Genomic DNA, 25,314 nt, shown 5'->3' on the forward strand with positions numbered 1-25,314 from the left:
TGGGGCGGCTCTTTCACAGATCAAGTTCGCGCGTGCGGAACCTAAGTATGATGCGGGGTTACCGCGATCAGCCCGGCAGCTCGAACACGGTCAGCTGACCGCCCAGTTCGGTATAGTCGCTGAGAGCCGCATAGCCGCCCACGGCGCCCAGACCATCGTTCGGGTTGGTCAGACCCGCCGCCAGACCGATCCCGGCCCAGCCACCGACCCCGGACAGAACGGCGATATACTGTTTGCCGTCATGCTCGTAGGTCATGGTGTTGCCGATGATGCCCGACGGGGTCTTGAAGCTGTAAAGCTCTTCGCCCGTATCGGCATCGACCGCCTTCAGGAAGCCTTCCAGCGTGCCGTAGAAGACCACGTCACCTGCGGTCGCAAGGGCACCCGACCAGACCGAGAATTTCTCGGGCAGCGACCACTTGATCTCACCCTCGATGGCGTCCCAGGCGATGAAGTTGCCCATGCCGCCATGGCTGTCGGGTGCCGGATACATCGACAGGGTTGCGCCGACATAGGGCTGACCGGCGGTATAGCTGACCCGGAAGGGTTCGTAATCCATGCAGACGTGGTTCGTCGGCACATAGAACAGTCCGGTTTTCGGCGAGTAGGCCGCCGGCTGCTGGTCCTTGGTGCCAAGGGCGGCCGGGCAGACGCCCTCGGTATTCACGTCCTCGCCATTCTCCGAGGTCGAGTAATCAGCGACGACCTGCGGGCGGCCATACTGATCGGACGCGGGGTCCATTTCGACATGCGTGGCCCAGTTGACTGCCGGGTCGAACTTTTCGGCGACCAGCAGTTCGCCGGTTTCGCGGTCCAGCGTATAGGCAAAGCCGTTGCGGTCAAAGTTGACCAGCAGCTTGCGCATCTCACCGTCGATTTCCTTGTCAACGAGGATGTTCTCGTTCACGCCGTCATAGTCCCATTCGTCATGGGGGGTCTTCTGATAGAACCACTTGGCCTCGCCCGTATCGGCATCGCGGGCCATGATGGTCATCGACCAGCGGTTGTCGCCCGGACGTTGCGACGGGTTCCAGGTCGAGGGGTTGCCGGTGCCGTAATAGACCAGGTTCAGATCCGGGTCATAGCTGAACCAGCCCCAGGTCGTGCCGCCGCCGATCTTCCACTGATCGCCTTCCCAGCTGTTGAGCGAGCTGTCGGCGCCGACCGGCTGGCCCAGATGCATGGTGGTTTCGGGATTCACCAGCATTTCTTCGTCGGGGCCGGTCGAATAGGCGATCCACGCCTGTGAGCCGTCCGACAGGTTGTAGGCGGTGATCCGGCCGCGTACGCCGTATTCACCACCGGACACGCCGACCAGAACCTTGTCGCCCACCGGCATCACGGTCGCGGTGTTCGTCTCGCCAATCGCCGGATCGCCGGTCTGCACCGACCATTTTTCCTCGCCGGTCATCGCGTCCAGCGCGATCAGCGTGGTGTCGGCCTGATGGCTGATGATCATGCCGTCGGCATAGGCCACGCCGCGATAGACGGTGTCGCAGCACATCACGGCGATCACTTCGGGGTCTTGCTGCGGGGTATGGCGCCAGACGATGCGGCCGCTGTCCGACAGGTCCAGCGCGAAGATGTTGTTGGGGAACGGCGTGTGGACATACATCATGTTGCCGATCACCAGCGGGCCACCCTCGTGGCCGCGCAGCACGCCGGTCGAGAAACTCCAGGCGACGCGCAGATCGCCGACATTGTCGCGGTTGATCTGGTCCAGTTCCGAATAGCGGGTGTTGGCATAGTCGCCGGTCTGGATGGCCCATTGCCCGGAATTGCCGGATTCTGTCAGGACGCTTTCGTTGGCATAAGCCGACACGCCCGACAGAAGCAGCGCGATCGCCGCGCTGTTCATCAGATGTTTCATTGAAGTGCTCCTCCGCTCCTGGATTACCTGTCGCGGTTTCCTCCTCCCGCAACGGTCCATATCTGAGTGTTGGGGCAGCACCCTGCTGCGTCAATCGACGGTCCTGCCACCTGCCCCTAAAGTCTTACGGGAAAATGGCAAAACCGCCGGGAATAATTGGCAATCGGGTTAAAGCAACCGCTCGGCATGCCAGAAGACGTGATCGGCCATAAAAGTCTGCACGAACCAATAGCTGTGGTCATAGCCTTCCTGCATCCGGAACTGTCCCGGCTGACGGCGGGCCATCATGGCATGGGCCAACGATTCGGGACGCAGCAGATCAAGGAACTGATCGGCGCTGCCCTGATCAATCAGCACCTCGCCGGGATAGCCCTTTTCGGTCATCAGCAGGGTCGCGTCATGGGGGCGCCATGCTGCGCTGTCCTCGCCCAGATAGGCGGTGAACTGCTTGCGGCCCCAGTCCGATTCCGTCGGGTTGGCGATCGGCGCAAAGGCCGAGACGGATTTGTAGCGGTCGGGATGGGTCATGGCGATGGTCAGCGCGCCGTGCCCGCCCATCGAATGGCCGGTGATGCCCATGGCGGCGGGGTCGATGGCGAAATTCTCGGCGACCAGCGCGGGCAGTTCGTCGACGATATAATCCCACATGCGGAAATGCGGCTTCCACGGGTCCTGCGTGGCGTTGACATAAAAGCCCGCGCCCTGCCCCAGATCATAGGCCTCGTCATTGGCGACACCCTCGCCGCGCGGCGAGGTGTCGGGAAAGATCATGGCGATGCCCGCCTCGTCGCACCATTGCTGGGCGGCGGCCTTGGTCATCGCGTTTTCATGCGTGCAGGTCAGGCCCGACAGATACCACAGCACCGGCACGCGCCCCAGCAGCGCGTCCTGCGGCAGGTAGACGGCAAAGGTCATGTCGGTGCCCGTGGCCTGCGAGCGGTGGCGATACACGCCCTGCGTGCCGCCAAAGCTGCGGTTCTCGGATAGGGTCTCAAGGCTCATCAGTCTCTCCCTTCAGCGTCTGGAACATGACCAGCGCATCGACCGGCCCATGATGGGGGTGAAGAAACGCGCCCGGAAGGCGGCCCACAATGGCAAATCCGGATTTCTGCCACAAATGGACGGCATCTTCGTTGGTGGACACGACAAAGTTGAACTGCATCGCCCGAAAGCCCTGCGCTGCGGCCCAGACCTTGGCGTGGCCTGCCAGCGCCCGTGCCACGCCCCGCCCCCGTGCCGCCTCTGCCGTGGCAAAGGAGGCATTCGCCACATGCGCGCCGCCGCCTGCCCGGTTCGCGCCGATATGGCTGGTGCCCAGCACCTGCCCACCCGATTGCGCGACAAAGGCGGTGAAGGGCGCGGCGAACCAGTCTGCCAGCGCCTCGTCCCGCGTCACGTCGCGCGGCATGCAATAGGTTTCGCCGGCGCGATAGACCGGCTTCAGGATGGCCCAGATCGCATCATGGTCGGTGGCGGTCGCGGGGCGGATGCTCACCTCCCCGCGTGCCGTCATTTCAGGTCGTCCACGGTGCGGATCACCTGACCCAGAAGGCCGTAATCCAGCGCCTCTTGCGTGTTCAGCCAGAAGTCCCGCTGCGTGTCCTTTTCGATCCGCTCGACCGACTGGCCGGTGGCTTCGGCAAAGACCTGATTCAGGCGGTCGCGCATCAGGCGCACCTGCTCGGCCTGGATCATCATGTCCGACGAGGTGCCGCCGATCCCGCCCGAGGGCTGGTGGATCAGGAACCGCGTGTTGGGCAGGCAGTAGCGGTTTTCCCTTTTCGCCGCGACAAAGATCAGCGCGCCCGCCGAGGCCACCCAGCCCGAGCCGACGGTGCGCACGGTCGGACGGATGAACTTGATCACGTCATGGATCATATCGCCCGATTCGACATGGCCGCCCGGAGAGCTGATCAGCATGTTGATCGGATCTTCGCTTTCCTCGGCCAAAGCCAGCAGATGCGCCACGGTGCGCTGCGCCAGCTTGTCGTTGATGGCGCCCGCGACGATCACGGTCCGCGATTTGAAATAGAGCTTGGCGATCTTGTCGCCCTCGGGCAGTCCGAGGCCGGTGTCCTTGTCGCCCTTGTGGCGGTGGTCGTCGTCTTCCTCGTGATCGTCGTCGTCATCCAGCCACTGATGGCGCATCTGCCTGCTCCTTGTTCGTTCTCATGGCGACGGCGGGACCATGCGGCCCCGCCGTACAGATACCTAAGCAGCCCTTAAGGATCAGTAAAGGACGACCGACCGGATCGATTCACCATGATGCATCAGATCGAAGCCCTTGTTGATGTCATCCAGCGGCATGGTGTGGGTGATCATCGGGTCGATTTCGATCTTGCCGTCCATGTACCAGTCCACGATCCGGGGCACATCGGTGCGCCCGCGGGCGCCGCCAAAGGCCGTGCCCTTCCAGATCCGGCCCGTCACCAGCTGGAACGGGCGGGTGCTGATCTCGGCCCCTGCCGCCGCCACGCCGATGATGACCGACACGCCCCAGCCACGGTGGGTGCATTCCAGCGCGTCGCGCATGACCTTGGTGCTGCCGGTGGCGTCAAAGCTGTAATCCGCGCCGCCGATCTGGTCGAAGGGGGTCTTGGTCATCTCGACGATGTGCTGGACGATGCCGCCGTCGATTTCCTTGGGGTTGACGAAATGCGTCATCCCGAAGCGCTCGGCCATCTCTTTCTTGTCGTTGTTCAGATCGACGCCGATGATCATGTCGGCGCCCGCAAGCCGCAGGCCCTGAATGACGTTCAGACCGATCCCGCCCAGACCAAAGACCACCGCCTTGGCGCCGATCTCGACCTTGGCGGTGTTGATGACCGCGCCGATGCCCGTGGTCACGCCGCAACCGATATAGCAGATCTTGTCGAAGGGCGCGTCCTTGCGCACCTTCGCCACGGCGATTTCGGGCAGAACCGTGTGATTGGCGAAGGTCGAGCAGCCCATGTAGTGATAGATCGGCGTGCCATCCAGCATCGAGAAGCGCGTCGTGCCATCGGGCATCAGGCCCTTGCCCTGCGTCGCCCGGATCCTGGTGCAGAGGTTCGTCTTGCCCGACAGGCACGAGGCACATTCGCGGCATTCGGGCGTATAGAGCGGGATCACGTGGTCGCCGACCTTCAGCGAGGTGACGCCGGGGCCGACCTCGACCACCACGCCTGCGCCTTCATGGCCCAAGATGGCGGGGAAAATGCCTTCGGGATCGTCGCCCGAGCGGGTGAATTCGTCAGTGTGGCAGATGCCGGTCGCCTTGATCTCGATCATCACCTCGCCTTCTTTGGGGCCGTCGAGATTGACCTCCATCACTTCCAGCGGCTTGCCTGCCTCAAGGGCTACGGCGGCACGGGTTCTCATCTTTTTCTCCTTTGGCTCGGTCGGTCTGGCGGTGTGTCGGACAGTCTGCTGGTCAGCGCAAAGGGGCCGACGGGCGGCCCCCTGCGATTGCGGGTCTGGCGCGGGTTCAGGCGTGCAATGCCCCGGACCTGCGCGCAACATGGGTCGCGATCGCATCCATCAGCGGCGGCGACAAGGCGTCATAGGGCTCCAGCCCCAGCTCGTGCAGGCGCGACCGGATGCCGGCCATCCGCGACGGGTCTACCCCGGATTCGATGACAGAACTGACAAAGGCCGCGAATTCCGGCGCCGCCCAGCCCTGATCCTGCGACAGTTCGGTATGCACGAAATCCAGCCCGTAGAACGGATGGTCCTTGTTCTCGATGCGGCCATACATATGCACGCCGCAGTCGCGGCAGCGATGGCGCTGGATCGCGGCACTGGCATCGACGACCTCAAGCTTGTCTCCGCCCTCCAGCACCTCGACCGCTTCGCGGGACACGACGGCAATCTGGCTGAACACCGCACCGTCGGGCTTCCAGCATTTGGTGCAGCCGCAGACGTGGTTATGGGCCGTCTGCGCCGAAATCCGGACACGGACCGGGTTCGCGGTGCAACGGCAACTGAGCACCCCGCCCGAAAACCCGGAAGCGCCCGGTTTTATCCCGTGATCCACCGCCGGGTGGATCGTCACTTCGTTCGTGCTTGTCATAGCCCCCTCCTCCGATACACCGGATGTGCTGCCAAGGTCGCGCCGTTGCAGACATTCGGCAAGTCGGAGGAAGGTTGTAGCACCACAGCGGCCAGGGCCGCCGGTCAGCTGGCCGGGGTCGAGGACACGCCCACCTTGGCCGGACGCAGCAGCCGGTCATGCAGACGAAAGCCGTTGCCCATCACCTGAATGATCTGACCCGCGATCGTGCCGGGCACCGGGGCCTCGAACATCGCCTCGTGGAAGGTCGGATCGAACTTGTCACCCGTTGCAGGGCGAATCACGGTGATGCCGTGCTTGGCAAAGACATTGTCCAGCTCGCGCAGGGTCAGTTCGACCCCCTCAATCAGCGCCGCCGCCGCCGCGCGCTGTTCGTCGCCTGCCGCATCCAGCGCACGGGTCAGCGCGTCATGCACGGGCAGCAGATCGCGGGCCAGACGCGAGCCGCCATATTGCTCGGCGTCGCGGCGGTCCTTGTCGGCGCGCTTGCGCGAGTTTTCGGCATCGGCCAGCGCGCGCATGAACTTGTCGCGCATCTCATCGCGTTCCGCCGTCAGGCGCGCGATCTCATCGCCGGGATCGGCCAGCGGATCGTCCAACATATCGTCCAGTGGCTGTTCGTTCTGCTCGGTCATTGTCTCTTCATCCTTTCCGGCCGGACAGCACCCGCCCGACCAGTTGCGCGGTATAGTCAACGATGGGCACGATGCGGCCATAGTTCAGCCGTGTCGGACCGATCACACCCACCGCGCCTACGATTTTCCGGTCGGCATTCATATAGGGGGAAACCACCAGAGCGGAACCCGAAAGTGAAAAAAGCTTGTTCTCGGAGCCGATGAAAATGCGCACCCCGTCGCCTTTTTCCGCCAGCTCCAGAAATTCCACGATGTCGCGCTTGCGTTCGAGGTCGTCGAACAGCACCCGCACCCGGTCCAGATCGGCAATCTCACTGGCCAGAAGGTTGGACCGGCCCCGCACAATCAGCCGCGGATCGCTGCTTTCCTGCCCCCACAGCGCGATCCCCGATTCGACCAGTTCGGACGCCATCACGTCCAGCTCGGCCCGGCGCTTGTCGACCTGCAGCGCGATCTGGGCGCGCAATTCGGTCAGCGTGCGCCCCTCGGCCATGGCGTTGAGGAAATTGCCCGCCTCGCGCATGGAGGACGGCGTCTGGCCCGCGGGCGGGGTAAAGATGCGGTTCTCGACATGGCCATCGGCAAAGACCAGCACCACCAGCGCCCGGTCAGGGCCCAGGCTGACAAACTCGATATGGCGGATCGGTGCCTCATGCTTGGGCATCAGCACCAGCGAGGCGCCGCGCGTCAGGCTGCTCAGCGCGGTGCTGACCCGGTCCAGCAGCACGCCGGTATCGGGGTCGTCATTGCCAAGCGTCTGGTCGATGGCGGCGCGGTCGGTGGCGTCCAGACTGTCCACCTCCATCATGCCGTCTACAAACAGCCGCAGCCCCATCTGCGAGGGCAGCCGCCCCGCCGAGACATGCGGGCTGTCCAGCAGACCCAGAATTTCCAGATCCTGCATCACGTTGCGGACCGTCGCGGCGCTGAGCCGTTCCGACAGCGCGCGGGTCAGAGTGCGCGAGCCCACAGGCTCGCCCGTTTCCAGATAGGACTCGACCACCCGGCGAAACACTTCGCGGGACCGGTCGTTCATTTCATCCAGCAGCGTTTCCTGGCTCATGGCCCTCATGGGGTTGCGTGACGGTGCCCTCGGGCGGTATGGGGCAGGCATCTTCACGAAAAGGATGACTCATGCGCCCCTCAGGCCGGAATCTAAGCCAAATGCGTCCGATTTCAATCGAAACCGGGGTCATGCGGCACGCGGAAGGATCGTGCCTGATCCGGTGCGGCGAGACCCATGTTCTGTGCACCGCCTCGATCGAAGAGTCCACCCCGCGTTTTCTGAAGGGGACCGGGCTGGGCTGGGTCACGGCGGAATACGGCATGCTGCCGCGCGCCACGAACACCCGCAACCGCCGCGAGGCGGCGCAGGGAAAACAGTCCGGTCGGACACAAGAAATTCAACGGCTTATCGGGCGCAGCCTGCGCGCGGGCATCGACCGCAGCGCGCTTGGCGAACGCCAGATCACCATCGACTGCGACGTGATTCAGGCCGATGGCGGCACCCGCTGCGCCTCGATCACCGGCGGCTGGGTTGCATTGCGGCTGGCGGTGAACAAGCTGCTGAAAGCGGGGGCAATCGTCAGCGACCCGATCCTCGATCACGTTGCCGCCATCAGCTGTGGCATTTATGCCGGTCAGCCGGTGCTGGATCTGGACTATGCCGAGGACAGCGAAGCCGGAACCGATGGCAATTTCGTGCTGACCGGCGCCGGTCGCCTGATCGAGGTGCAGATGTCCGCCGAGGGTGCGACATTCTCGCGCGATGAGATGGGCAAGCTGCTGGACCTGTCCGAGGCAGGCATGGCTGAGCTGGTCGCGGCGCAAAAGGCCGCGCTGGCATGAGGGTCTTTGCGGAAAGGCGGCTGCTGGTGGCCACGCATAACGCGGGCAAGCTGGCCGAGATGCGCGCGCTGCTGGCCCCCTACGGCGTCGAGGTGACCGGCGCCGCCGAGGCCGGTCTGGCCGAGCCCGCCGAGACCGAGACCAGCTTTGCGGGCAATGCCCGGATCAAGGCGCGCGCCGCGGTCGAGGCGACCGGGCTGCCGGTTCTGGCCGATGACAGCGGCATCTCGGTCGATGCGCTGGACGGCGCGCCCGGCGTTTACACCGCCGATTGGGCCGAAACCGGATCGGGCCGCGATTTCCCGATGGCGATGCAGCGCACCTGGGACGCGCTGCAGGCCAGCGGCGCCCCGGCCCCCTATCACGCGCAGTTCCGCTGCACGCTGGTGCTGATGTGGCCGGACGGGCATGACGAGCTGTTCGAGGGGGTGCTGCCCGGACAGGTCGTCTGGCCGCCGCGCGGCGCCGAAGGGCATGGCTATGACCCGATCTTCATGCCGGACGGGCATCAGACGACCCTTGGCGAAATGTCTGCCGAGATGAAGAACCGGCTGAGCCATCGGGCGCTGGCGGTGGAAAAGATGATCGGAGCAGTTTTTGCGTAGGATTTCAACCGGATCGCCCTTTGAGGCGCAGTTGGCCTATAGCCGGGCAGTGGTCAGGGGCGACTGGTGCTTTGTGTCGGGCGTGACAGGTTATGACTATGCGCGGATGATCATGCCCAGTGACGCCGCCGAACAGGCCCGCAACTGCTTTACCACTATTTTCGCGGTTCTGGACGAGGCCGGTTTTGCGCCGGATGACATCGTGCGGGTCCAGTATACGATCACCGATCCGGCTCTGGTCGATGTCATCGCCCCTGCCCTGTCAGAGGCATTGGACAGGATCCGGCCTGCTGCAACCATGATCGTCGCAGGCCTGATCCGCCCCGAAATGAAGGTCGAAATCGAAGTCACGGCGCTGCGCGGATGACCGTTCCGGGCGCGGACTGGCGGCATGGCGGCTTTGGGCTGTATGTCCACTGGCCATTTTGTGCGGCCAAATGTCCGTATTGCGATTTCAACAGCCATGTCGTTGCCGCGGTCGATCAGGCCCGTTGGGCACGCGCGCTTGCGTCAGAAATCACACGGCTGGCCGAAGAACTGCCGGGCCGCCATCTGGACAGCATCTTTTTTGGCGGCGGTACGCCCTCGCTGATGCTGCCCGAGACGGTGGATGTGGTTCTGCGCGCAGCGCGTGCGGCATGGGGCTTTGGCAACCAGATCGAGATCACGCTGGAGGCTAACCCGACCAGCGTCGAGGGCGGGCGCTTTCGTGGCTTTGCCGAGGCCGGGATCAACCGGCTGTCGATGGGCATTCAGGCGCTGCGCGACGATGATCTGCGCCGCCTTGGCCGGATGCATAGCGTCGCAGAGGCGCGCGCGGCCTTTGATATTGCCCGGAATGCCTTTGACCGCGTCAGCTTTGACCTGATCTATGCGCGTCAGGGGCAGAGCCGCAACGCGTGGCAGACCGAGTTGCGCGAGGCGCTTGGCATGGCCATGGATCACCTGTCGCTGTATCAGCTGACCGTCGAGCCGGGCACTGCCTTTGGTCGCCGGGCGGCGGCGGGCGGGTTGCGGGATCTGCCTGACGAGGATCTGTCCGCCGATATGTATGCCGACACGCAGGAGATATGCTCTGCGGTCGGGCTGGCAGGCTATGAGATTTCCAACCACGCGCGGCCGGGGTCGGAATGCCGTCATAACCTGATCTATTGGCGACAGGGCGATTGGGCGGCTGTCGGGCCAGGCGCTCATGGTCGGCTGACGCTGAACGGGGGCCGCGTCGCGACCGAGGCTCATCTGACGCCGGGGGCGTGGCTTGACGCTGTCGAGAGGCGCGGAACGGGCGAGTCATTGCGCGCGTTGGTGCCCTTGGATGAACAGGCGACGGAATACCTGCTGATGGGCATGCGGCTGACCGACGGAGTTGACGAGGCACGTTTTGGTCGACTGGCCGGGCGTCCGCTGGACGAAATCCGTGTCCAGCGCCTGACCGAGATGGGCATGGTCGTCCGCGAAGATGGCCGGTTGCGCACAACTGGTGCCGGTCGACCGTTGCTCAATGCGATCCTGCGAGAACTGGCGGTCTGACATGCGGCGCTTGTGGTTGGCAGTCGGGTGGACCTTTGTCGCCTTGGGCATCGTCGGGATCGCATTGCCGGTTGTCCCGACCGTTCCCTTTCTGCTGGTCGCAGCCTGGGCGTTTTCCCGTTCGTCACCTGGCCTGCAACAAAGGATACTGGATCACCCGACTTATGGCCCCCCGGTCCGGGCGTGGCAGGAGCGTGGCGTCGTCGGGCCTGTCGCCAGGATATGGGCGATCACAGCCATGTCTGGCGGTGTCCTGCTGTCTTGTTGGATGAATGTCCCGGTCTGGATCGTTGTCGCTCAGGGAACAATCTGCGGCCTGGTCGCGATATTCCTTCTGACACGTCCGAAGGCATAGATATATGCCGCTTCGGTGGCACTACAACCATATGTTGTAGCTATCCATGTCCGCCGAGAAGCTGGCATAGCTGATCAAGCTGATCCAGGTCTTTATACGAGATAATCACCTGACCGCCATCCATCCCAGCATGACGGATCTGGACCTGCATCCGAAGGTGGGCGGAAAGATCGCCTTCAAGCGCACGAGTATCGCTGTCTGTGTCCGGCTGCCTGGACTTGCGCCGGGGCACTTCACCCTCAGGTTTGTCCTGAGCCAGTTTGCGAACCATCACTTCTGTTTCGCGAACCGACATCCCCTTGTCGACAACCTTCCGCGCAAGCTGCGCAGGGTTAGGTGCGGTGATGAGGGCGCGGGCGTGTCCGGCGGTCAGCTTTCCCTCTTTGACAAGGTCCTGAACCGGATCAGGCAGGTTCAGCAATCTGAGAAGATTCGCAATATGGCTGCGGCTTTTGTTCAGCGCCTCTGCAAGACGCTCTTGCGTGTGACCGAAACGCTCCATCAGTTGCTTGAACGACGCGGCTTCTTCGATAGCATTCAAGTCAGCGCGCTGAATGTTTTCGATAATCGCGACTTCGAGCATTTCGGTGTCAGAAAAGTCCCGGACAATGACCGGAAGCTCGTGCAACTGCGCCATCTGCGCCGCACGCCATCGGCGCTCACCCGCAACGATCTGGTAAAGGTCCTGCCCATCCGGGTGGGGTCGAACAATCAGAGGCTGAAGAACACCGCGGCTGCGCAGCGAATCTGCAAGTTCCTGAAGCGCCTGCGGATCAAACGTGCGGCGCGGCTGGTTCGGGTTCGCTGTGATCTGCTCAATCGGGATCAGCGTCCGGTCGCGGCCTGGTTGGGTGGCGACCGGCGGAACATCTACGGCAATATCCGCCATCAGAGCTGACAGACCGCGACCAAGGCCCCGTTTTACAGACTTGGGCTCTGACATCAGGCGATCTCCGGAACAAGTTTGAGGCGGGATGCGAATTCGGTTGCAAACTGGCGATAGGCAATGCTGCCCTTTGACGTCGAGTCATACGTCAGAACAGGCTTGGCATGGGACGGCGATTCAGAGACCCGCACATTCCTTGGAATAACAGTCGGATAGACGAGATCACCAAGAGTTGCGCGTGCATCCGCCTCGACCTGCTGCGAAAGGTTGTTGCGGTAATCGGACATCGTCAGCACAACACCGTTAATTCGCAGCTCGGGATTTGCGGACGACCGAACATCCCTGACGGTCGCAAGAAGTTGAGACAGACCCTCAAGTGCATAAAATTCGGCCTGCAACGGAACCAGAACTGAGTGTGCGGCGACCATTGCATTGACAGTGAGAAGACCCAGCGCGGGTGGGCAATCGATCAAAACGATCACGCCCTCGGGTGCAGCTTCAAGTTGCCGCGACAGAAGGCGCGTACGCTCGGAGGTCTGAGAAAAATCCACGTCAGCGGATGACAGATCGGGCGTCGCGGGAACCACCCTAAGGCCGGGAACAGCCGTTTTCTGCGCAGCGGTCAGAAGATCGCTGTCTCCAGTGAGCAAATCGTAGACCGACACCGTTCGCTGATCAACTTCGATCCCGAGGCCGGTGGACGCGTTCCCCTGCGGATCCAGGTCAATGAGAATGACCTGGTGGCCGGCCTCTGCAAGTGCGGCCCCCAGATTTATCGCGGTTGTTGTTTTTCCCACACCGCCCTTTTGATTGGCGATCGCAACGATATGCTTATCACGCATGCGAGACTCCGCTGATCTTGAGGATTGCCGCTTCTGGATCAGTACTACTTGGAAATATCTCGGTCTGAAACCTCCAAATCAGCGCCGCCTCATCAATTTCTTGCCGCCAACTGCGCCCCTTCATCAGCCAGGCCTCGCCGTCGGGCTTCATATGCCTGTCGACGTAGGACAAAAGCAACGGAAGCGGCGCTAAGGCACGCGCGCTGACCACGTCCGCTTTCTGGGGTACAGAGAGTTCGATCCGCTCGGTCACTATCAGAGTGTTATGCAACTCCAATTCTCGGATGACGGTCCTGAGAAATGCGCACTTTCGGCGATCACTCTCAAGCAGAGTGAACTGGATGCCCCGTTGAGCAAGGGAAATCGCAAGAACGATGCCCGGAAGCCCGGCTCCTGTACCCATATCTACCCAACGCCCGCGCAGATCCCCCACCGCATTGGCAAGCTGAAGACAGTCAGCAATATGGCGTTCACGGAAATCAGGCAGCGTCTTTGCCGAAACCAGATTTATCTTTTGATTCCATCGTTCAACCAAGGCCGCATATCGCTCGAGCTTCTGTATTGTTTCACGTGAAACACTCATTGGGAGCGAACTCGCGCGGGTCCTTTCGCCGCGGACAGGATCAACGTAAGAGCGGCCGGCGTCATACCTTCGATCCGCGCAGCATCAGCAAGGCTCTCCGGCATCTGTTCAGCCAACTTACGGCGCAACTCGGCGGAAAGGCCACCCAGCATGGAGTAATCGACGCCTTGCAGCAAAAGGTTCTCGTTGGTCCGAACCGCGTCTGCGTCGCGCTGTTGCCGATCAGTGTACTGCGCATATATCGCGTCATTCCTGATCTGCGACAACGTGTCGGACGAGATTCCATCCAGGGCATCGCCTATCGCCGGGACAGTCAGAATATCGAGATCTTGACTCCCCAACAAAGAAAAGACTGACCGACGCTGGCCGTCCTGTCTTACCGGAACTCCGGCTTTCTCAAGTTGCGTAGGTGTGAATTCGGTGCGCAGCAGCGCTTCGCGCGCGGCCAGATATTTCGACTGCCGCGTTTCGAAGGCATTTCTACGTTCACTGGACACACAACCGAGTCTGATCGCCGCGGGCGTCAGTCTCTGGTCAGCATTATCAGCTCGTAGGGTCAGTCTGAATTCCGCCCGAGACGTGAACATCCGGTATGGCTCGGTGACGCCCCTGGTCACCAGGTCATCCACCATCACGCCAATATAGCTGTCTGCGCGACTAAAGGTTAAACCCTCCTCACGCCGCAGCGCAAGAGAAGCCGCACTAAGTCCGGCAACGAGGCCCTGCGCCGCCGCTTCTTCATATCCCGTCGTCCCATTTATCTGGCCCGCAAGGAAAAGGCCTCTGACGCCACGAACACCGAGTTGGTGCGTCAAGCAGCGCGGGTCGACATAGTCATATTCAACCGCATAGCCGGGCTGCAGAATTACGGCCTGCTCCAGACCAACAATAGAGCGCAAATAGCGCTCTTGAACCTCTTCCGGAAGTGAAGTCGAAATCCCGTTGGGATAAATAGTGTCGGTGTCCAGGCCTTCCGGCTCTAAGAATATCTGATGCGCGTCTTTATCAGAAAAACGCAGAACTTTATCCTCGATTGACGGGCAGTACCTCGGGCCACGACCGGAAATGTGCCCTCCATACATCGCAGATAGATGCATGTTTTGCCGGATGATCTCATGCGTTTCAGTGTTTGTGTGTGTAATTCCACAGCAAATCTGTGCTGACGGTGGGCTATCGCTTAAATATGAAAACATGCTTGGGATTTCATCGCCCGGTTGCATTTCGAGTACCGACCAATCAATGCTGCGACCGTCAATACGCGGCGGCGTCCCCGTCTTCAGCCGACCAAACGGCAACGAAAAGCTTGCCAGCGAAGATGAAAGACGTGTCGCGGCCTCATCTCCCCATCGGCCAGAAGATCTCTTTTCGCTTCCGATATGGATCGTACCATTCAGAAAGGTGCCGGTCGTAACAACAACAGCGGCAGAGCGGAGAATCTCCCCTCCACGCAGCTCAATACCAGAGACGACGCTTGCGTCACCCGACAGACCGATAGCCTCATCGAAGAAAACCTCTATCCCCGGGTAGCTCATTATTTCCTTTATTGCCGCTGCTTTGTAAATGGAACGATCCATCTGCGCCCGCGGCCCCTGTACCGCAGGGCCCTTCCGACGATTTAACAGACGGAATTGAATACCCGCACGATCGGCAAGCCGCGCCATCAGCCCATCGAAAGCGTCAACCTCTCGCACAAGGTGGCCCTTCCCAAGCCCCCCGATGGCCGGATTGCAAGAGAGCGTCCCGATATCATTTTCTCTCATCGTAACAAGCGCAACAGCCGCACCAAGGCGCGCTGCGGCTGCGGCCGCTTCTACACCGGCATGGCCCGCCCCGATCACCACAACATCAAAATGTTTCACGTGAAACGTATCCCTATTTTCCGATGCAAAACGACGAGAATATCACATCAAGATAGTCTTCCGAGTCGATTCGTCCAAGCAGTCGGTCCAACGAAAACGCGGCCATCCTCAGTTGCTCTGCCAGAATCTCGGCCGGATAGTCTGCCGCGCCATCAAGCGCAGCGAGGGCCTCGGACAACTCCCTGAACTGACGTTCATGGCTAATCAATCCAGCCCCGGACACGCGCGACGACAAAATTTCGAACAAACTTGTCAGGACTTCCGCTATTCCACTTCCCGTCAACGCCGAAATTGCAAGATCGACCTGCGGATCAAACAGGTCAGACTTCGACTGGACGACAAGGTCACCATCTCGCCACAGATCATCAACGCGTGCACCAGACGGGGAAAGGTGAATCCGCAGATCCGCCGCCTGCGCTCTCTTTCGAGCAGCGTCGATACCCATGCGCTCGATGTCATCGCCCGCGTCCCGAATACCTGCGGTATCCAGAACGGTGACCGCCAACCCGCGAAGGTCCATCCTCAGTTCGAGGACATCGCGGGTTGTCCCGGCGATCTCAGACACGATCGCCGCATCCCGCCGTGCAAGGCGGTTCAACAGACTGGACTTCCCAGCATTGGGCGGACCAATGATGGCAACCTCAAATCCAAGTCGAACCCGTTCAGCCGCGGCGAAACCTTGCAACTCGTCCTGCAGTCGCTTGGTCAGGTCTGCGATCAGCCCATAGGTTTCCGCCGGCACTTCGTCCGGCGCATCCTCTTCCGCAAAATCGACGCTCGCCTCAACCAACGCCCCCGCGCGGACAAGGATCTTCCGCCACTCTGCTGCCTTCTGCGCCAGTTCGCCACTCGAACTGCGGATCGCCTGCTGACGTTGCGCTTCTGTCTCTGCGGCAAGCAGATCACCCAGGCCCTCAATCTCAGCCAGATCAAGCCTGCCGTTCAGGAAGGCCCGGCGCGTAAACTCTCCGGCCTGAGCAGGTCGGGCACCCGCGCGCGCCAACGCAGCACTGACCCGCCGCACAACAACCGGCGCCCCATGAAGATGAAACTCGCAGAGGTCTTCGCCGGTAAAACTCGCACCTTCCTCAGCCCTGAAAACCAAGGCCTGATCAAGCACATCTCCGTCTTCGGATATGTTCCGGCAATAGGTCCGCCGTGCGACCGGCAAGGGTCCGACAAGTCGCTCGGCGACATCTCGCGCACCGCTTCCGCTAAGTCTGATAATGGAAATGCCACCCCGCCCCGGCGGAGTGGCTTCAGCAAAGATCAGGTCCATGTCGGTCCCGTCAGGCGTTCATGGAATCGAAGAAATCCGCATTTGTCTTGGTCTGCTTCAGCTTCGATATCAGAAATTCGACGGCATCGGTCGTCCCCATCGGGTTCAGAATGCGCCGCAACAGATAGGTTTTCTGCAGGTCTTTCGCATCGACCAGAAGCTCTTCCTTCCGCGTGCCTGATTTCAGAATGTCCATAGCAGGGAAAACGCGCTTGTCCGCAACCTTCCGGTCCAGAACAATCTCGCTGTTGCCGGTGCCCTTGAACTCTTCGAAAATGACCTCGTCCATGCGCGAGCCGGTGTCGATCAACGCAGTCGCGATGATTGTCAAACTCCCGCCCTCTTCGATATTCCGTGCAGCACCAAAGAACCGTTTCGGACGTTGCAGCGCATTCGCATCGACGCCGCCAGTCAGAACCTTACCGGAACTGGGAACGACAGTGTTGAACGCCCTACCAAGTCTTGTGATCGAATCAAGAAGAATAACAACATCTCGCTTGTGTTCGACCAGTCGTTTGGCTTTTTCGATCACCATCTCGGACACGGCGACGTGACGGCTGGCGGGCTCGTCAAAGGTCGACGAAACGACCTCGCCTTTGACCGATCGCTGCATGTCAGTGACCTCTTCCGGCCGCTCGTCAATCAGCAGAACGATCAGATAGCATTCCGGGTGATTTTTCTCGATCGAATTGGCGATGTTCTGCAGCAACACCGTCTTGCCCGTTCGCGGCGGCGCAACGATCAGCGACCGCTGCCCCTTCCCGATCGGCGCCACCAGATCAATGATCCGGGCGCTGCGATCCTTGATCGTGGGATCTTCGATTTCCATTTTCAGCCGGTCATCAGGATAGAGCGGCGTCAGGTTGTCGAATGCAACCTTGTGGCGGGCCTTCTCAGGGTCTTCAAAGTTGATCTTCTCGACCTTGGTCAGCGCAAAATAGCGCTCGTTCTCGCCCGGCGCACGGATCACACCTTCAACCGAATCCCCGGTCCGCAACGAATGCTGCCGGATCATGTCGGGGCTCACGTAAATATCATCCGGTCCCGGCAGATAGTTCGCCTCGGTCGAGCGCAGAAAGCCGAATCCGTCCTGCACAACCTCCAGCACGCCGCCGCCGCCGATGTCCCAGCCCTCTTCGGCATGCTCTTTGAGGATCGAGAACATCATCTCGCCCTTGCGCATGGTCGAGGCGTTCTCGATCTCCCATTCCTCGGCCATCGACAAAAGGTCGGCCGGGCTTTTGGCTTTCAGATCGGACAGGTTCAAACGTTCTTCGGTCATTCGCTCACCAGCTTTGGGTGGCGCAGACGGTATCTGCGGCAACGGGCATATCTTCGGAGAATCCCGCTCCGGACGGACGGGGTTGCGCGGCTCATATGCCCCCCGGACCCACGAGTCAATCTTTCGCGTCAGAACTTGATGATCACAGCACTGACAATCACGACCATGAACAGCGTCGGGACTTCATTCATCAGCCGGTAATACCTGCCGGCCCGTACGGCGCCCGTGGACAGCTTCCGCCGCTCTTGCGCGCACCACATGTGAAACCATGTCATTCCCAGCACCGCTGCCGCCTTGAACCACGGCCAGAGGAACAGCCAGCTGACAATTCCCGGTGTCATGACCAGTGTCAGGCCGCTGAGCCAGGTTGCGATCATCGCCGGGCGCATGATCAGGCGAAGCAGCTTGTCCTCCATGATCACAAAGCTGGTGATAGGCTCGTTCCCGGCCCTTCCGCGTTCAGCATGATAGACGAACAGCCGGGGCAAGTAGAACAGCCCAGCCATCCACGAGATGACGGACATCACGTGAAACGCCTTCACATAGGGATAGATCAGGGGAAGCCAGTCGAGCATCGGAACCTCTCTTTTCTTCACTTAAATAAGAAGAAGAGAAAAAGGAATGTTGTTGTAATAGGGCCTGTGGACAACGGAATTACGCCGATTCCCGATCTTGTATCCCCAGAATCATCCAATGTGGACAACAGGTTTCAAGCACGGCAAGAATGCAAAAATTATGTTTTTTATCAATAAGATGATTTGTGGATAACTTCGGGGATATCTGCAGCGCAACTTGGTTACCCACAGGCGCGCGCGGCGCGGGTGATGGCTCTTTCCACTTGTGGATGACAGGCACTTGCCACACCCTCGTTCCAAGCGGATTTTTTGCTCTGTGCCCCATGCCCTGTTTTATGCGCCCGATTCGACCCGATTCCTCCCAGGATTCGTCCACAGCGGCTGCGCCGTCCTTGCCACAGGGGTTAACCTCTCTATTTGTTTACCCTTTTTTCCAGAGGCCGGCGCGTCTAGTCTGTCCAAAGAATGACAAGTGCAGAAATCAAGATGACCGATGACAATTCCGACAGTGCGATCATTCATGCGCCGCTTGCCGGTGTGATCGGGATGCCTGTCGCCCACTCACGCTCGCCGCGGCTTCATGGCCATTGGCTGGCACGCTACGGTCTTGCCGGTCACTATGTGCCCATGCCGGTGCAGCCCGAGCATCTGGCCGAGGTGCTGCGCATCCTGCCCCGCGCGGGCTTTGTGGGCATCAACGTGACGATCCCGCACAAGGAAGCCGTGCTGACGCTGGCCGATACGGTGACCGATCGTGCGGCACTGATCGGGGCGGCCAATACGCTGATCTTCCGGCCAGATGGAAAAATTCACGCAGATAATACAGATGGTTATGGGTTCATCGCCAATCTCCGTCAGAACGCGCCGGATTGGCAGCCGGATGCAGGACCAGCGGTGGTGATCGGTGCCGGTGGGGCGGCGCGCGCCGTGGTCGCCTCGCTTCTGGATTCCGGGGTCCGTGAACTGCGCATCACCAACCGGACACGCCTGCGGGCCGAACAGATCAAGGCCGAATTCGGCGCCCGGCTGGTGGTCTACGAATGGGCGCAGGTCGGCAATATGCTGGAGGGTGCGGCCACCGTCGTGAATGCCACCTCTCTGGGGATGCTGGGCAAGCAGCCCTTGCGGGTTCCGCTGGACGCGCTGTCACCTCAGGCACTGGTGACGGATCTTGTATATACGCCGCTGATGACCCCCCTTCTGATCGAGGCTCAGGCGCGGGGCTGCCGGATCGTTGACGGGCTGGGGATGCTGCTGCACCAGGCCGCACCGGGGTTCGAGCGCTGGTTCGGCCATCGTCCCGAGATCGACGAGGAAACCCGCCGGGTCGTTCTGGGATGAGCTTCCGTCTGGGGCTGACCGGCAGCATCGGCATGGGAAAATCGACCACAGCGCAGATGTTCCGCGATCTGGGCCACCCGGTCTGGGATGCGGATGCCACGGTGCATCGCCTCTATGCGCCGGGCGGGGCGGCGGTGGATGCGGTTGCCGGGGCTTTTCCCACGGCGCGTGAGGGCGACGGCATTGACCGCACGCGCCTGAAGGCAGCGCTGTCCGGCGATCCCACCGCATTGGCGCGGCTCGAACGCATCGTTCATCCGCTGGTGGCACAGGATCGCGAGGCGTTCATTGTGGCGCATGCCGACGCCCCGCTGATCGTCCTCGACATCCCGCTGCTGTTCGAAAGCGGCGCGCCCCCGGACCTTGACGGCATTGCCGTGGTCAGCACCGATGCCGCGACCCAGCGCGCGCGCGTTCTGGCCCGTCCGGGGATGACCACCGCGACGCTGGACATGATCCTTGCACGTCAGATGCCCGATGCCGAAAAACGGGCGCGCGCCGACTGGATCATTCCGACCGATGACCTTGACGGCGCCCGCGCCGCCGTCGCATCCATCGCCAGGGAGGTCACGACCCATGCGTGAGATTGTTCTGGATACCGAAACCACGGGCTTTGACGCCGAAGGCGACGACCGGATCGTCGAGATCGGCGCACTTGAGCTGGTCAACCACCTGCCGACGGGCCGGACCTTTCACGTCTATATCAACCCTGAACGCAGCATGCCCCAGGGCGCGTTCGAGGTGCATGGGCTTGGCGATGATTTCCTGCGCGACAAGCCGAAATTCAAACAGATCGCGGGCGATTTCATCGACTTCATCGGCCCGGATGCGCGGCTGGTGATCCATAACGCCACCTTCGACATGCGCTTTCTGAATGCCGAGCTGCGCCGCGCCAATCTGGCCGTCCTGCCCATGTTGCGCGCGCTGGACACGCTGGAGATTGCGCGAAAGCGGTTTCCCGGCTCTCCGGCAACACTGGATGCGCTGTGCCGCCGCTTTGGCGTGGATAATTCGGGGCGCGAGTTGCACGGCGCGCTGCTGGACTCTGAACTGCTGGCAGAGGTTTATCTTGAGCTGATCGGCGGTCGCCAGCCCGATCTGGTTCTGGACCGGCCCGCCACCGGGTCCGATGATGCAGGCGACGGCGCCTCGGGCGCTCGCCGCCGCGCACCGCGTCCGCGTGCCCTGCCCCCGCGCCTGACCGAGACCGAGGCCGAGACGCATGCCGCCTTTGTCGCCGGGCTGGGCGAGGGCGCAGTCTGGGCACGTTTCGGCACCTCGTGACGGCAGGGTTGCACGGCGCGACCTGCACTGCGCATGCTGGGCAAAAGCCGCGCGAGGACGGATGCTGACTCTGATACGGGAATTCGGGTCGTTCTGGATGGCGATCTTCGAGCGTATGGACAAGACGCATATGACGCTGATCGCTGCGGGCGTCGCGTTCTATGCGATGTTTGCGGTTTTTCCCGGACTTGCGGCGATTGTGGCGCTGTGGGGCCTATGGTTCGACCCGGCGGTCGTGCTGACCTATCTGAATGTCGCGCATGAGTTCCTGCCCGACGGCGCCGCAGAGATCGTCGACGATCAGGTTCTGTCGCTGACCGAGGGCGGGCAGACCTCGATGGGCTGGACCTCGTTCATATCCTTCATGATCGCCACGATCGCGGCGCGGGCGGGGGTCGATGCTCTGATCCGGGGGCTGAATGCGGCCTATGGCGTGCGCGCGCATTCGACGATCTTCGGGTTCGTTCTGGCCTACCTGCTGACGCTGGTGATCGTGGGCATCTCGTTGGCCGGGCTGGCAACGATCGTCATCGTCCCCATCATGCTGAATTTTTTCGTGTTTGCGCCGGTTCGGGGGCTTCTGGTCCCAGCGCCGCCCCGGGCGGGGATGTTCCTGCTGGTCATCATGACCATCGGCATTCTTTATCGCTACGGGCCCAACGTGAAAACCCCGCGCACACCGATCTTTACGGTCGGTGCACTGTTCGCCGCCCTGCTGTGGTCGGCGGGGTCCATTGCGTTCTCGGCCTATCTGTCCAGCTTCAACAGCTATAACCGCATCTATGGATCGATCGGGACCGTGGTGGCGCTGCTGATGTGGTTCTACCTGGCGGGGTTTTCCGTCCTGCTGGGCGCGCTGATCAATGTCGAGCGTGCCCGTCGCAGACGGATGCGCGCCGCCCGCGCGCTGCGCCAGCAGGCACAGAAAGACGCCGCGCCCGACGAAGATGCCGGGCGCGGCCAGGCCTGATCAGGCCTCAAGCCCCTCGGTCGAGGCAAAGAACATCGCCTGACTGACAGCCGAACGGACCTGCTCCTCGCTATAGGGTTTCGAGATCAGGAACGCCGGCTCGGGCCGGTCGCCCGTCAGCAGCCGCTCGGGGAATGCGGTGATGAAAATGACCGGGATGTCGCCCAGATCGCGCAGCAACTCGTTCACCGCATCGACGCCCGACGATCCGTCGGCAAGCTGGATATCCGCCAGGATCAGGTCGGGGCGATGTTTTCCGGCCAGTTCGATGGCGGCGGTATGTGTGCGCGCGACGCCGGTGATCTCGTGACCCATGGCTTGCACGATGCCTTTCAGGTCCATCGCGATGATCATCTCATCCTCGATCACCATGACCTTGCCCCGGATCGCGCTGCCCATCTCGTTCAGGGCGATCTGCACCAGTTCTTCGGCCTCTGCCACCTCGATCTGCATGACGCGGGCAATCTGGTCGGGGCGCAATTCCTCGATGGTGCGCAGCAGCAGGGCCTCGCGTGAATTGGGCGTCAGGCCGCGCAGATGGTCCTGGGCCCGGCGTTCGCGGGTGGTCAGATCCTGATCCTGAACGGGCTGGCCCGAACTTTGCCAGATCACGTGAAAGGTGCGGAACAGCCCGATCCGCACATCTTCCTCGGCTTCCAGAACGGAACGGTCGGTCAGGATCGCCTCCAGAGTTGCGGCGGCATAGTTGTCACCGGCGCTTTGACTGCCGGTCAGCGCGCGCGCATAGCGGCGCAGAAACGGAAGCTCGCGCCCGATGGATTGGGCCAGATCGGCAGCACTCATGGATCAGTCCTCTTATTTCGTAACTTGCAAGGAACCTTTGTAAAGCCCTATCGGTTGCATCGGGTGCGCACAAGATTTTCGGGACCAAGCAAAAACATGCCAGCGAAACGTGACGACCGTCGGAGGGCGGCAGTGGAAAAGCAGATAGATGAAAACCTCAAGCGGGTTTACGAACAGGATGCGACGGACGAAGTTCCCGATCGCTTTCTCGAACTGCTCCAGAAGCTGAAAGAGCAGAAATGACGCTTCTCCCTCAGGCCGTCAGCGGCATGGTGACACATAAATGACCCGCGCCCAACCGTCGAACCGCCCCAAAACGGCCGATACACGCGAACCGCGTGACCAGCTGGTCGATCATCTTCCCGCGCTGCGGGCCTTTGCGTTGTCCCTGACGCGCGAGGGGGCGTCGGCCGACGATCTGGTCCAGGACACGATCGTCAAGGCATGGACGAATATGGACAAGTTTCAGGCCGGTACGAACCTGCGCGCCTGGCTGTTCACGATCCTGCGCAACACGTTCTACTCGTCCCGGCGCAAGACCCGGCGTGAGGTCAGCGACACTGACGGCATTCATGCCGCGCGGCAGGCGACCAAGCCCGACCACGATGGCCGTCTTGCGATGACCGATTTCCGCGCCGCATTCGCCCTGCTGCCCGACGAACAGCGCGAGGCGCTGATCCTCGTCGGCGCATCCGGCTTTTCTTATGAAGAGGCTGCAGGCATGACCGGTGTGGCGGTCGGGACCGTGAAGTCACGCGCCAATCGCGGGCGTCGCAAGCTGGCAGAGCTGCTGCATATGGAAAGCGGAGAGGAGCTGGAGATGACTGATCAGGCCACCCTGGCCGTTATGGCGCAAAACCACCACAGCACCTCTCGCTAGAGGCGGCGGCGGCTGTGCTGCGCAGGATCACCGAACGGCTGGATTTCACCCGGCGACTCGGCTTTCGCCTCGGTGCGTTGCTGTCGATCGCGATCCTGCCGGTTGGTCTGATCTCACTGGTCCAGAACCTCCACTTGTCCCGCGAGGCCGAGCGCAGCGCCGAAATCGCCCTGCTGGGGCGCACGGCCTCGGCGGCGGCAGGCGAACGGGCATTGCTGCAAAGCGCGCTGGGTTCGGCTGACGCGCTGGGTCCGGCGGTGCTGGACAATCTGGATCAGCCACAGGCCTGTGCCGATCTGATGCGCAATTTCGTCGAGCGCAGCGCGACCTATGTGGCGGCGGCCTTCGTGCCCATCGACGGGATTGCGGAATGCACCTCTCGTCCGCAATCGGATGTGGGGCTTGATCTGCGCGGGTCGCCTGTTCTGTCCGAGTTTCTCTCGGCGCCCCGGACACGCGTGGTGGCGCTGCCGCGCGGTCCGATCAGCGGTCAGCCCATCGTCATTGTGCTGCAGCCCCTGTATCGTGACGCCGAATTGCTGGGCTATACGGCGATCGCTCTCAGTCAGGACCTGCTGCGCTCGACCCATGCGATGAGCTTCGGGACCGAAGGCGCGCGGATCATGACGTTCAGCAACCACGGCGACATCCTGACCTCGGACAGCCTGCTCGAAGGCATCGCCACCGATCTTCTGCCGATGGGCATGTCGCTGGAAACCCTGACCCGGCGCAGCGAATCCTCATTCCGTGGCCCGGCCAACAATGGTGAACAGCGCGTCTTTACCGTGGTGCCGGTCGTGCCCGGACTGGTCTATGCCATCGGCAGCTGGAGCCCCAAGACCGCAGGGTTCGGTGCCTTCCAGCTGTCGCGGGTCGGGGCGGTGATGCTGCCCATCGCCCTGTGGGTCGTGTCGCTGGCGGTCGCCTATCTGGCGGTGTTCCGTCTGGTTTTACGTCATATCAGCGTCCTGCGCGGCCAGATGCGCCGTTTCGCCATCGGTGCGCGCGACACGGCCCCGCCGGTCCTGGAAGGCGCGCCCACCGAAATCATGGATGTCAGCCAGACTTTCCACAACATGGCCCGCATCCTGATCCGCGACGAAGAAGCGATGGAGCGATCGGTCGCGGAAAAGACCGTGCTGCTGAAAGAGGTTCATCACCGGGTCAAGAACAACCTCCAGCTCATCGCCTCGATCATCAACATGCAAAGCCGGCTGATCGACGACCCCGATGCCAAGCGGGTGCTGCGCTCGGTACAGGACCGGGTGGCGGCGCTGGCGACGATCTATCGCAACCTCTATCAGGCCGACCAGCTGGACGAGGTGCAGGCTGACCGGCTGCTGGGCGACATCATCAGCCAGATGGCGAATGTCACCGCTGCCACCGGCCGCAAGCTGGACATCGACACCCGGATCGAACCCATGACCATGCTGCCCGATCAGGCCGTTCCGCTGACCCTGCTGGCGACCGAGGCTTTCACGAATGCCATGAAATACGCCCGCCCCGATCAGGACAGCGGCACCGCCTGGGTCCGCGTCGTGCTACAGGTAACCGGCAGCGGGCAGGGCTTTCTTGAGGTGACGAACTCGGTTGGCAAAGGCGGCACCGAAAGCGGCACCGGGCTGGGCAGTCAGCTGATCGAGGCGTTCGCCATGCAGCTTGAGGCACAGGTCGAGCAAGGCAGCAGCGACGGCGTGCACCGTATGGCCATCAGCTTTGACGTGATGCGCGGCGGCTTTGCACCGGGACCGGACGGACGCAAGGTGGTGCTGACCTCCGCCGCGCGGGCCGGATCACGGCACTGATCCGGGCGCAATGTCGTGCTTGCGCCGGGC

Annotated in this window: 28 protein-coding genes; 12 read left to right on the forward strand and 16 right to left on the reverse strand. The window is 61.9% G+C overall.

Features of this window, described 5'->3' with window-relative positions; translation table 11 throughout:
- Window positions 1-67: 67 nt before the first annotated feature.
- From ACK41U_RS08675 to hrcA, 8 genes are all read right to left on the reverse strand, one after another.
- Window positions 68-1,870: a methanol/ethanol family PQQ-dependent dehydrogenase gene (locus ACK41U_RS08675; RefSeq protein WP_409678468.1), complete on the reverse strand. Its 1,803-nt coding sequence runs from the start codon at window positions 1,868-1,870 to the stop codon at window positions 68-70.
- A 168-nt stretch (window positions 1,871-2,038) separates the two neighbouring features.
- On the reverse strand, window positions 2,039-2,872 hold the full coding sequence (fghA, locus tag ACK41U_RS08680; RefSeq protein WP_409678471.1) for an S-formylglutathione hydrolase: 834 nt from the start codon (window positions 2,870-2,872) through the stop codon (window positions 2,039-2,041).
- On the reverse strand, window positions 2,862-3,383 hold the full coding sequence (locus tag ACK41U_RS08685; RefSeq protein WP_409678474.1) for an N-acetyltransferase family protein: 522 nt from the start codon (window positions 3,381-3,383) through the stop codon (window positions 2,862-2,864). The genes fghA and ACK41U_RS08685 overlap by 11 nt, the downstream gene beginning before the upstream one ends.
- The gene (locus ACK41U_RS08690; RefSeq protein WP_409678477.1) at window positions 3,380-4,018 is read right to left on the reverse strand and encodes an ATP-dependent Clp protease proteolytic subunit; all 639 of its coding nucleotides are present in this window, start codon (window positions 4,016-4,018) and stop codon (window positions 3,380-3,382) included. The genes ACK41U_RS08685 and ACK41U_RS08690 overlap by 4 nt, the downstream gene beginning before the upstream one ends.
- 81 nt (window positions 4,019-4,099) lie before the next feature.
- A complete protein-coding gene (locus tag ACK41U_RS08695; RefSeq protein ID WP_409678479.1) occupies window positions 4,100-5,230 on the reverse strand; it encodes an S-(hydroxymethyl)glutathione dehydrogenase/class III alcohol dehydrogenase in 1,131 nt (376 codons plus the stop codon).
- Between the two features lie 106 nt (window positions 5,231-5,336).
- Window positions 5,337-5,921, reverse strand: a complete 585-nt coding sequence (gene gfa, locus ACK41U_RS08700; protein WP_409678482.1) for an S-(hydroxymethyl)glutathione synthase — start codon at window positions 5,919-5,921, stop codon at window positions 5,337-5,339.
- Window positions 5,922-6,025: 104 nt separating this feature from the next.
- On the reverse strand, window positions 6,026-6,556 hold the full coding sequence (locus tag ACK41U_RS08705) for a nucleotide exchange factor GrpE (protein WP_409678485.1): 531 nt from the start codon (window positions 6,554-6,556) through the stop codon (window positions 6,026-6,028).
- A 7-nt stretch (window positions 6,557-6,563) separates the two neighbouring features.
- On the reverse strand, window positions 6,564-7,619 hold the full coding sequence (gene hrcA, locus ACK41U_RS08710; protein ID WP_409678488.1) for a heat-inducible transcriptional repressor HrcA: 1,056 nt from the start codon (window positions 7,617-7,619) through the stop codon (window positions 6,564-6,566).
- Between the two features lie 71 nt (window positions 7,620-7,690).
- Between hrcA and rph the strand changes: the two genes are divergently transcribed.
- From rph to ACK41U_RS08735, 5 genes are read left to right on the forward strand one after another with little or no spacing between them, the layout of a single operon-like run.
- Complete coding sequence (gene rph / locus ACK41U_RS08715) at window positions 7,691-8,404, forward strand: ribonuclease PH (protein WP_409678490.1); 714 nt, start codon at window positions 7,691-7,693, stop codon at window positions 8,402-8,404.
- Window positions 8,401-9,009, forward strand: a complete 609-nt coding sequence (rdgB, locus tag ACK41U_RS08720) for an RdgB/HAM1 family non-canonical purine NTP pyrophosphatase (protein ID WP_409678492.1) — start codon at window positions 8,401-8,403, stop codon at window positions 9,007-9,009. The genes rph and rdgB overlap by 4 nt, the downstream gene beginning before the upstream one ends.
- A complete protein-coding gene (locus ACK41U_RS08725; RefSeq protein WP_409678495.1) occupies window positions 9,002-9,376 on the forward strand; it encodes a RidA family protein in 375 nt (124 codons plus the stop codon). Before rdgB ends, ACK41U_RS08725 begins: the two co-directional genes overlap by 8 nt.
- The gene (gene hemW, locus ACK41U_RS08730) at window positions 9,373-10,539 is read left to right on the forward strand and encodes a radical SAM family heme chaperone HemW (RefSeq protein WP_409678498.1); all 1,167 of its coding nucleotides are present in this window, start codon (window positions 9,373-9,375) and stop codon (window positions 10,537-10,539) included. The genes ACK41U_RS08725 and hemW overlap by 4 nt, the downstream gene beginning before the upstream one ends.
- A 1-nt stretch (window position 10,540) precedes the next feature.
- Window positions 10,541-10,894 carry a YbaN family protein gene (locus ACK41U_RS08735; RefSeq protein WP_409678501.1) on the forward strand — a complete coding sequence of 118 codons (354 nt, stop codon included), beginning with the start codon at window positions 10,541-10,543 and terminating at the stop codon, window positions 10,892-10,894.
- 40 nt (window positions 10,895-10,934) lie between these two features.
- On the opposite strand, the gene ACK41U_RS08740 is transcribed toward ACK41U_RS08735, so the two are convergent.
- From ACK41U_RS08740 to ACK41U_RS08770, 7 genes are all read right to left on the reverse strand, one after another.
- Window positions 10,935-11,837: a ParB/RepB/Spo0J family partition protein gene (locus tag ACK41U_RS08740; protein ID WP_409678504.1), complete on the reverse strand. Its 903-nt coding sequence runs from the start codon at window positions 11,835-11,837 to the stop codon at window positions 10,935-10,937.
- Window positions 11,837-12,622: a ParA family protein gene (locus ACK41U_RS08745; protein WP_409678507.1), complete on the reverse strand. Its 786-nt coding sequence runs from the start codon at window positions 12,620-12,622 to the stop codon at window positions 11,837-11,839. Before ACK41U_RS08745 ends, ACK41U_RS08740 begins: the two co-directional genes overlap by 1 nt.
- Window positions 12,615-13,205, reverse strand: a complete 591-nt coding sequence (rsmG, locus tag ACK41U_RS08750; protein WP_409678509.1) for a 16S rRNA (guanine(527)-N(7))-methyltransferase RsmG — start codon at window positions 13,203-13,205, stop codon at window positions 12,615-12,617. Before rsmG ends, ACK41U_RS08745 begins: the two co-directional genes overlap by 8 nt.
- Window positions 13,202-15,064 (reverse strand): tRNA uridine-5-carboxymethylaminomethyl(34) synthesis enzyme MnmG, encoded by a 1,863-nt coding sequence (mnmG, locus tag ACK41U_RS08755; RefSeq protein WP_409678512.1) that lies wholly within the window; start codon window positions 15,062-15,064, stop codon window positions 13,202-13,204. The genes rsmG and mnmG overlap by 4 nt, the downstream gene beginning before the upstream one ends.
- 13 nt (window positions 15,065-15,077) lie before the next feature.
- Window positions 15,078-16,343: a tRNA uridine-5-carboxymethylaminomethyl(34) synthesis GTPase MnmE gene (gene mnmE, locus ACK41U_RS08760; RefSeq protein WP_409678515.1), complete on the reverse strand. Its 1,266-nt coding sequence runs from the start codon at window positions 16,341-16,343 to the stop codon at window positions 15,078-15,080.
- A 10-nt stretch (window positions 16,344-16,353) separates the two neighbouring features.
- A complete protein-coding gene (gene rho / locus ACK41U_RS08765) occupies window positions 16,354-17,625 on the reverse strand; it encodes a transcription termination factor Rho (protein WP_409678518.1) in 1,272 nt (423 codons plus the stop codon).
- Window positions 17,626-17,753: 128 nt separating this feature from the next.
- Window positions 17,754-18,200 (reverse strand): CopD family protein, encoded by a 447-nt coding sequence (locus ACK41U_RS08770; protein ID WP_409678521.1) that lies wholly within the window; start codon window positions 18,198-18,200, stop codon window positions 17,754-17,756.
- A 486-nt stretch (window positions 18,201-18,686) separates the two neighbouring features.
- Here ACK41U_RS08770 and ACK41U_RS08775 point away from each other — a divergent pair, with 486 nt between their 5' ends.
- The 4 genes from ACK41U_RS08775 to ACK41U_RS08790 all read left to right on the forward strand — a co-directional run bounded on the left by ACK41U_RS08775 (window position 18,687) and on the right by ACK41U_RS08790 (window position 21,795).
- Window positions 18,687-19,541, forward strand: a complete 855-nt coding sequence (locus ACK41U_RS08775; RefSeq protein WP_409678524.1) for a shikimate dehydrogenase — start codon at window positions 18,687-18,689, stop codon at window positions 19,539-19,541.
- Window positions 19,538-20,125, forward strand: a complete 588-nt coding sequence (coaE, locus tag ACK41U_RS08780; RefSeq protein ID WP_409678527.1) for a dephospho-CoA kinase — start codon at window positions 19,538-19,540, stop codon at window positions 20,123-20,125. Before ACK41U_RS08775 ends, coaE begins: the two co-directional genes overlap by 4 nt.
- A complete protein-coding gene (gene dnaQ, locus ACK41U_RS08785; RefSeq protein WP_409678530.1) occupies window positions 20,118-20,825 on the forward strand; it encodes a DNA polymerase III subunit epsilon in 708 nt (235 codons plus the stop codon). The genes coaE and dnaQ overlap by 8 nt, the downstream gene beginning before the upstream one ends.
- A gap of 61 nt (window positions 20,826-20,886) precedes the next feature.
- Window positions 20,887-21,795 carry a YihY/virulence factor BrkB family protein gene (locus tag ACK41U_RS08790; RefSeq protein WP_409678533.1) on the forward strand — a complete coding sequence of 303 codons (909 nt, stop codon included), beginning with the start codon at window positions 20,887-20,889 and terminating at the stop codon, window positions 21,793-21,795.
- Here the strand turns inward: ACK41U_RS08790 and ACK41U_RS08795 are convergent, their stop codons facing one another.
- Window positions 21,796-22,599, reverse strand: a complete 804-nt coding sequence (locus ACK41U_RS08795) for a response regulator (RefSeq protein ID WP_409678536.1) — start codon at window positions 22,597-22,599, stop codon at window positions 21,796-21,798.
- Between the two features lie 96 nt (window positions 22,600-22,695).
- Between ACK41U_RS08795 and ACK41U_RS08800 the strand changes: the two genes are divergently transcribed.
- Genes ACK41U_RS08800 through ACK41U_RS08810 form a run of 3 tightly spaced genes read left to right on the forward strand, consistent with a single transcriptional unit; the run spans window position 22,696 to window position 25,284 of the window.
- On the forward strand, window positions 22,696-22,842 hold the full coding sequence (locus ACK41U_RS08800) for a NepR family anti-sigma factor (RefSeq protein WP_409678539.1): 147 nt from the start codon (window positions 22,696-22,698) through the stop codon (window positions 22,840-22,842).
- A gap of 40 nt (window positions 22,843-22,882) precedes the next feature.
- Window positions 22,883-23,479 carry an RNA polymerase sigma factor gene (locus ACK41U_RS08805; protein WP_409678541.1) on the forward strand — a complete coding sequence of 199 codons (597 nt, stop codon included), beginning with the start codon at window positions 22,883-22,885 and terminating at the stop codon, window positions 23,477-23,479.
- 14 nt (window positions 23,480-23,493) lie between these two features.
- The gene (locus ACK41U_RS08810; RefSeq protein ID WP_409678544.1) at window positions 23,494-25,284 is read left to right on the forward strand and encodes a sensor histidine kinase; all 1,791 of its coding nucleotides are present in this window, start codon (window positions 23,494-23,496) and stop codon (window positions 25,282-25,284) included.
- Window positions 25,285-25,314 lie beyond the last annotated feature (30 nt).

Origin of the sequence: Paracoccus sp. (in: a-proteobacteria) (assembly GCF_046289755.1) — a bacterium.
GTDB lineage: Bacteria > Pseudomonadota > Alphaproteobacteria > Rhodobacterales > Rhodobacteraceae > Paracoccus.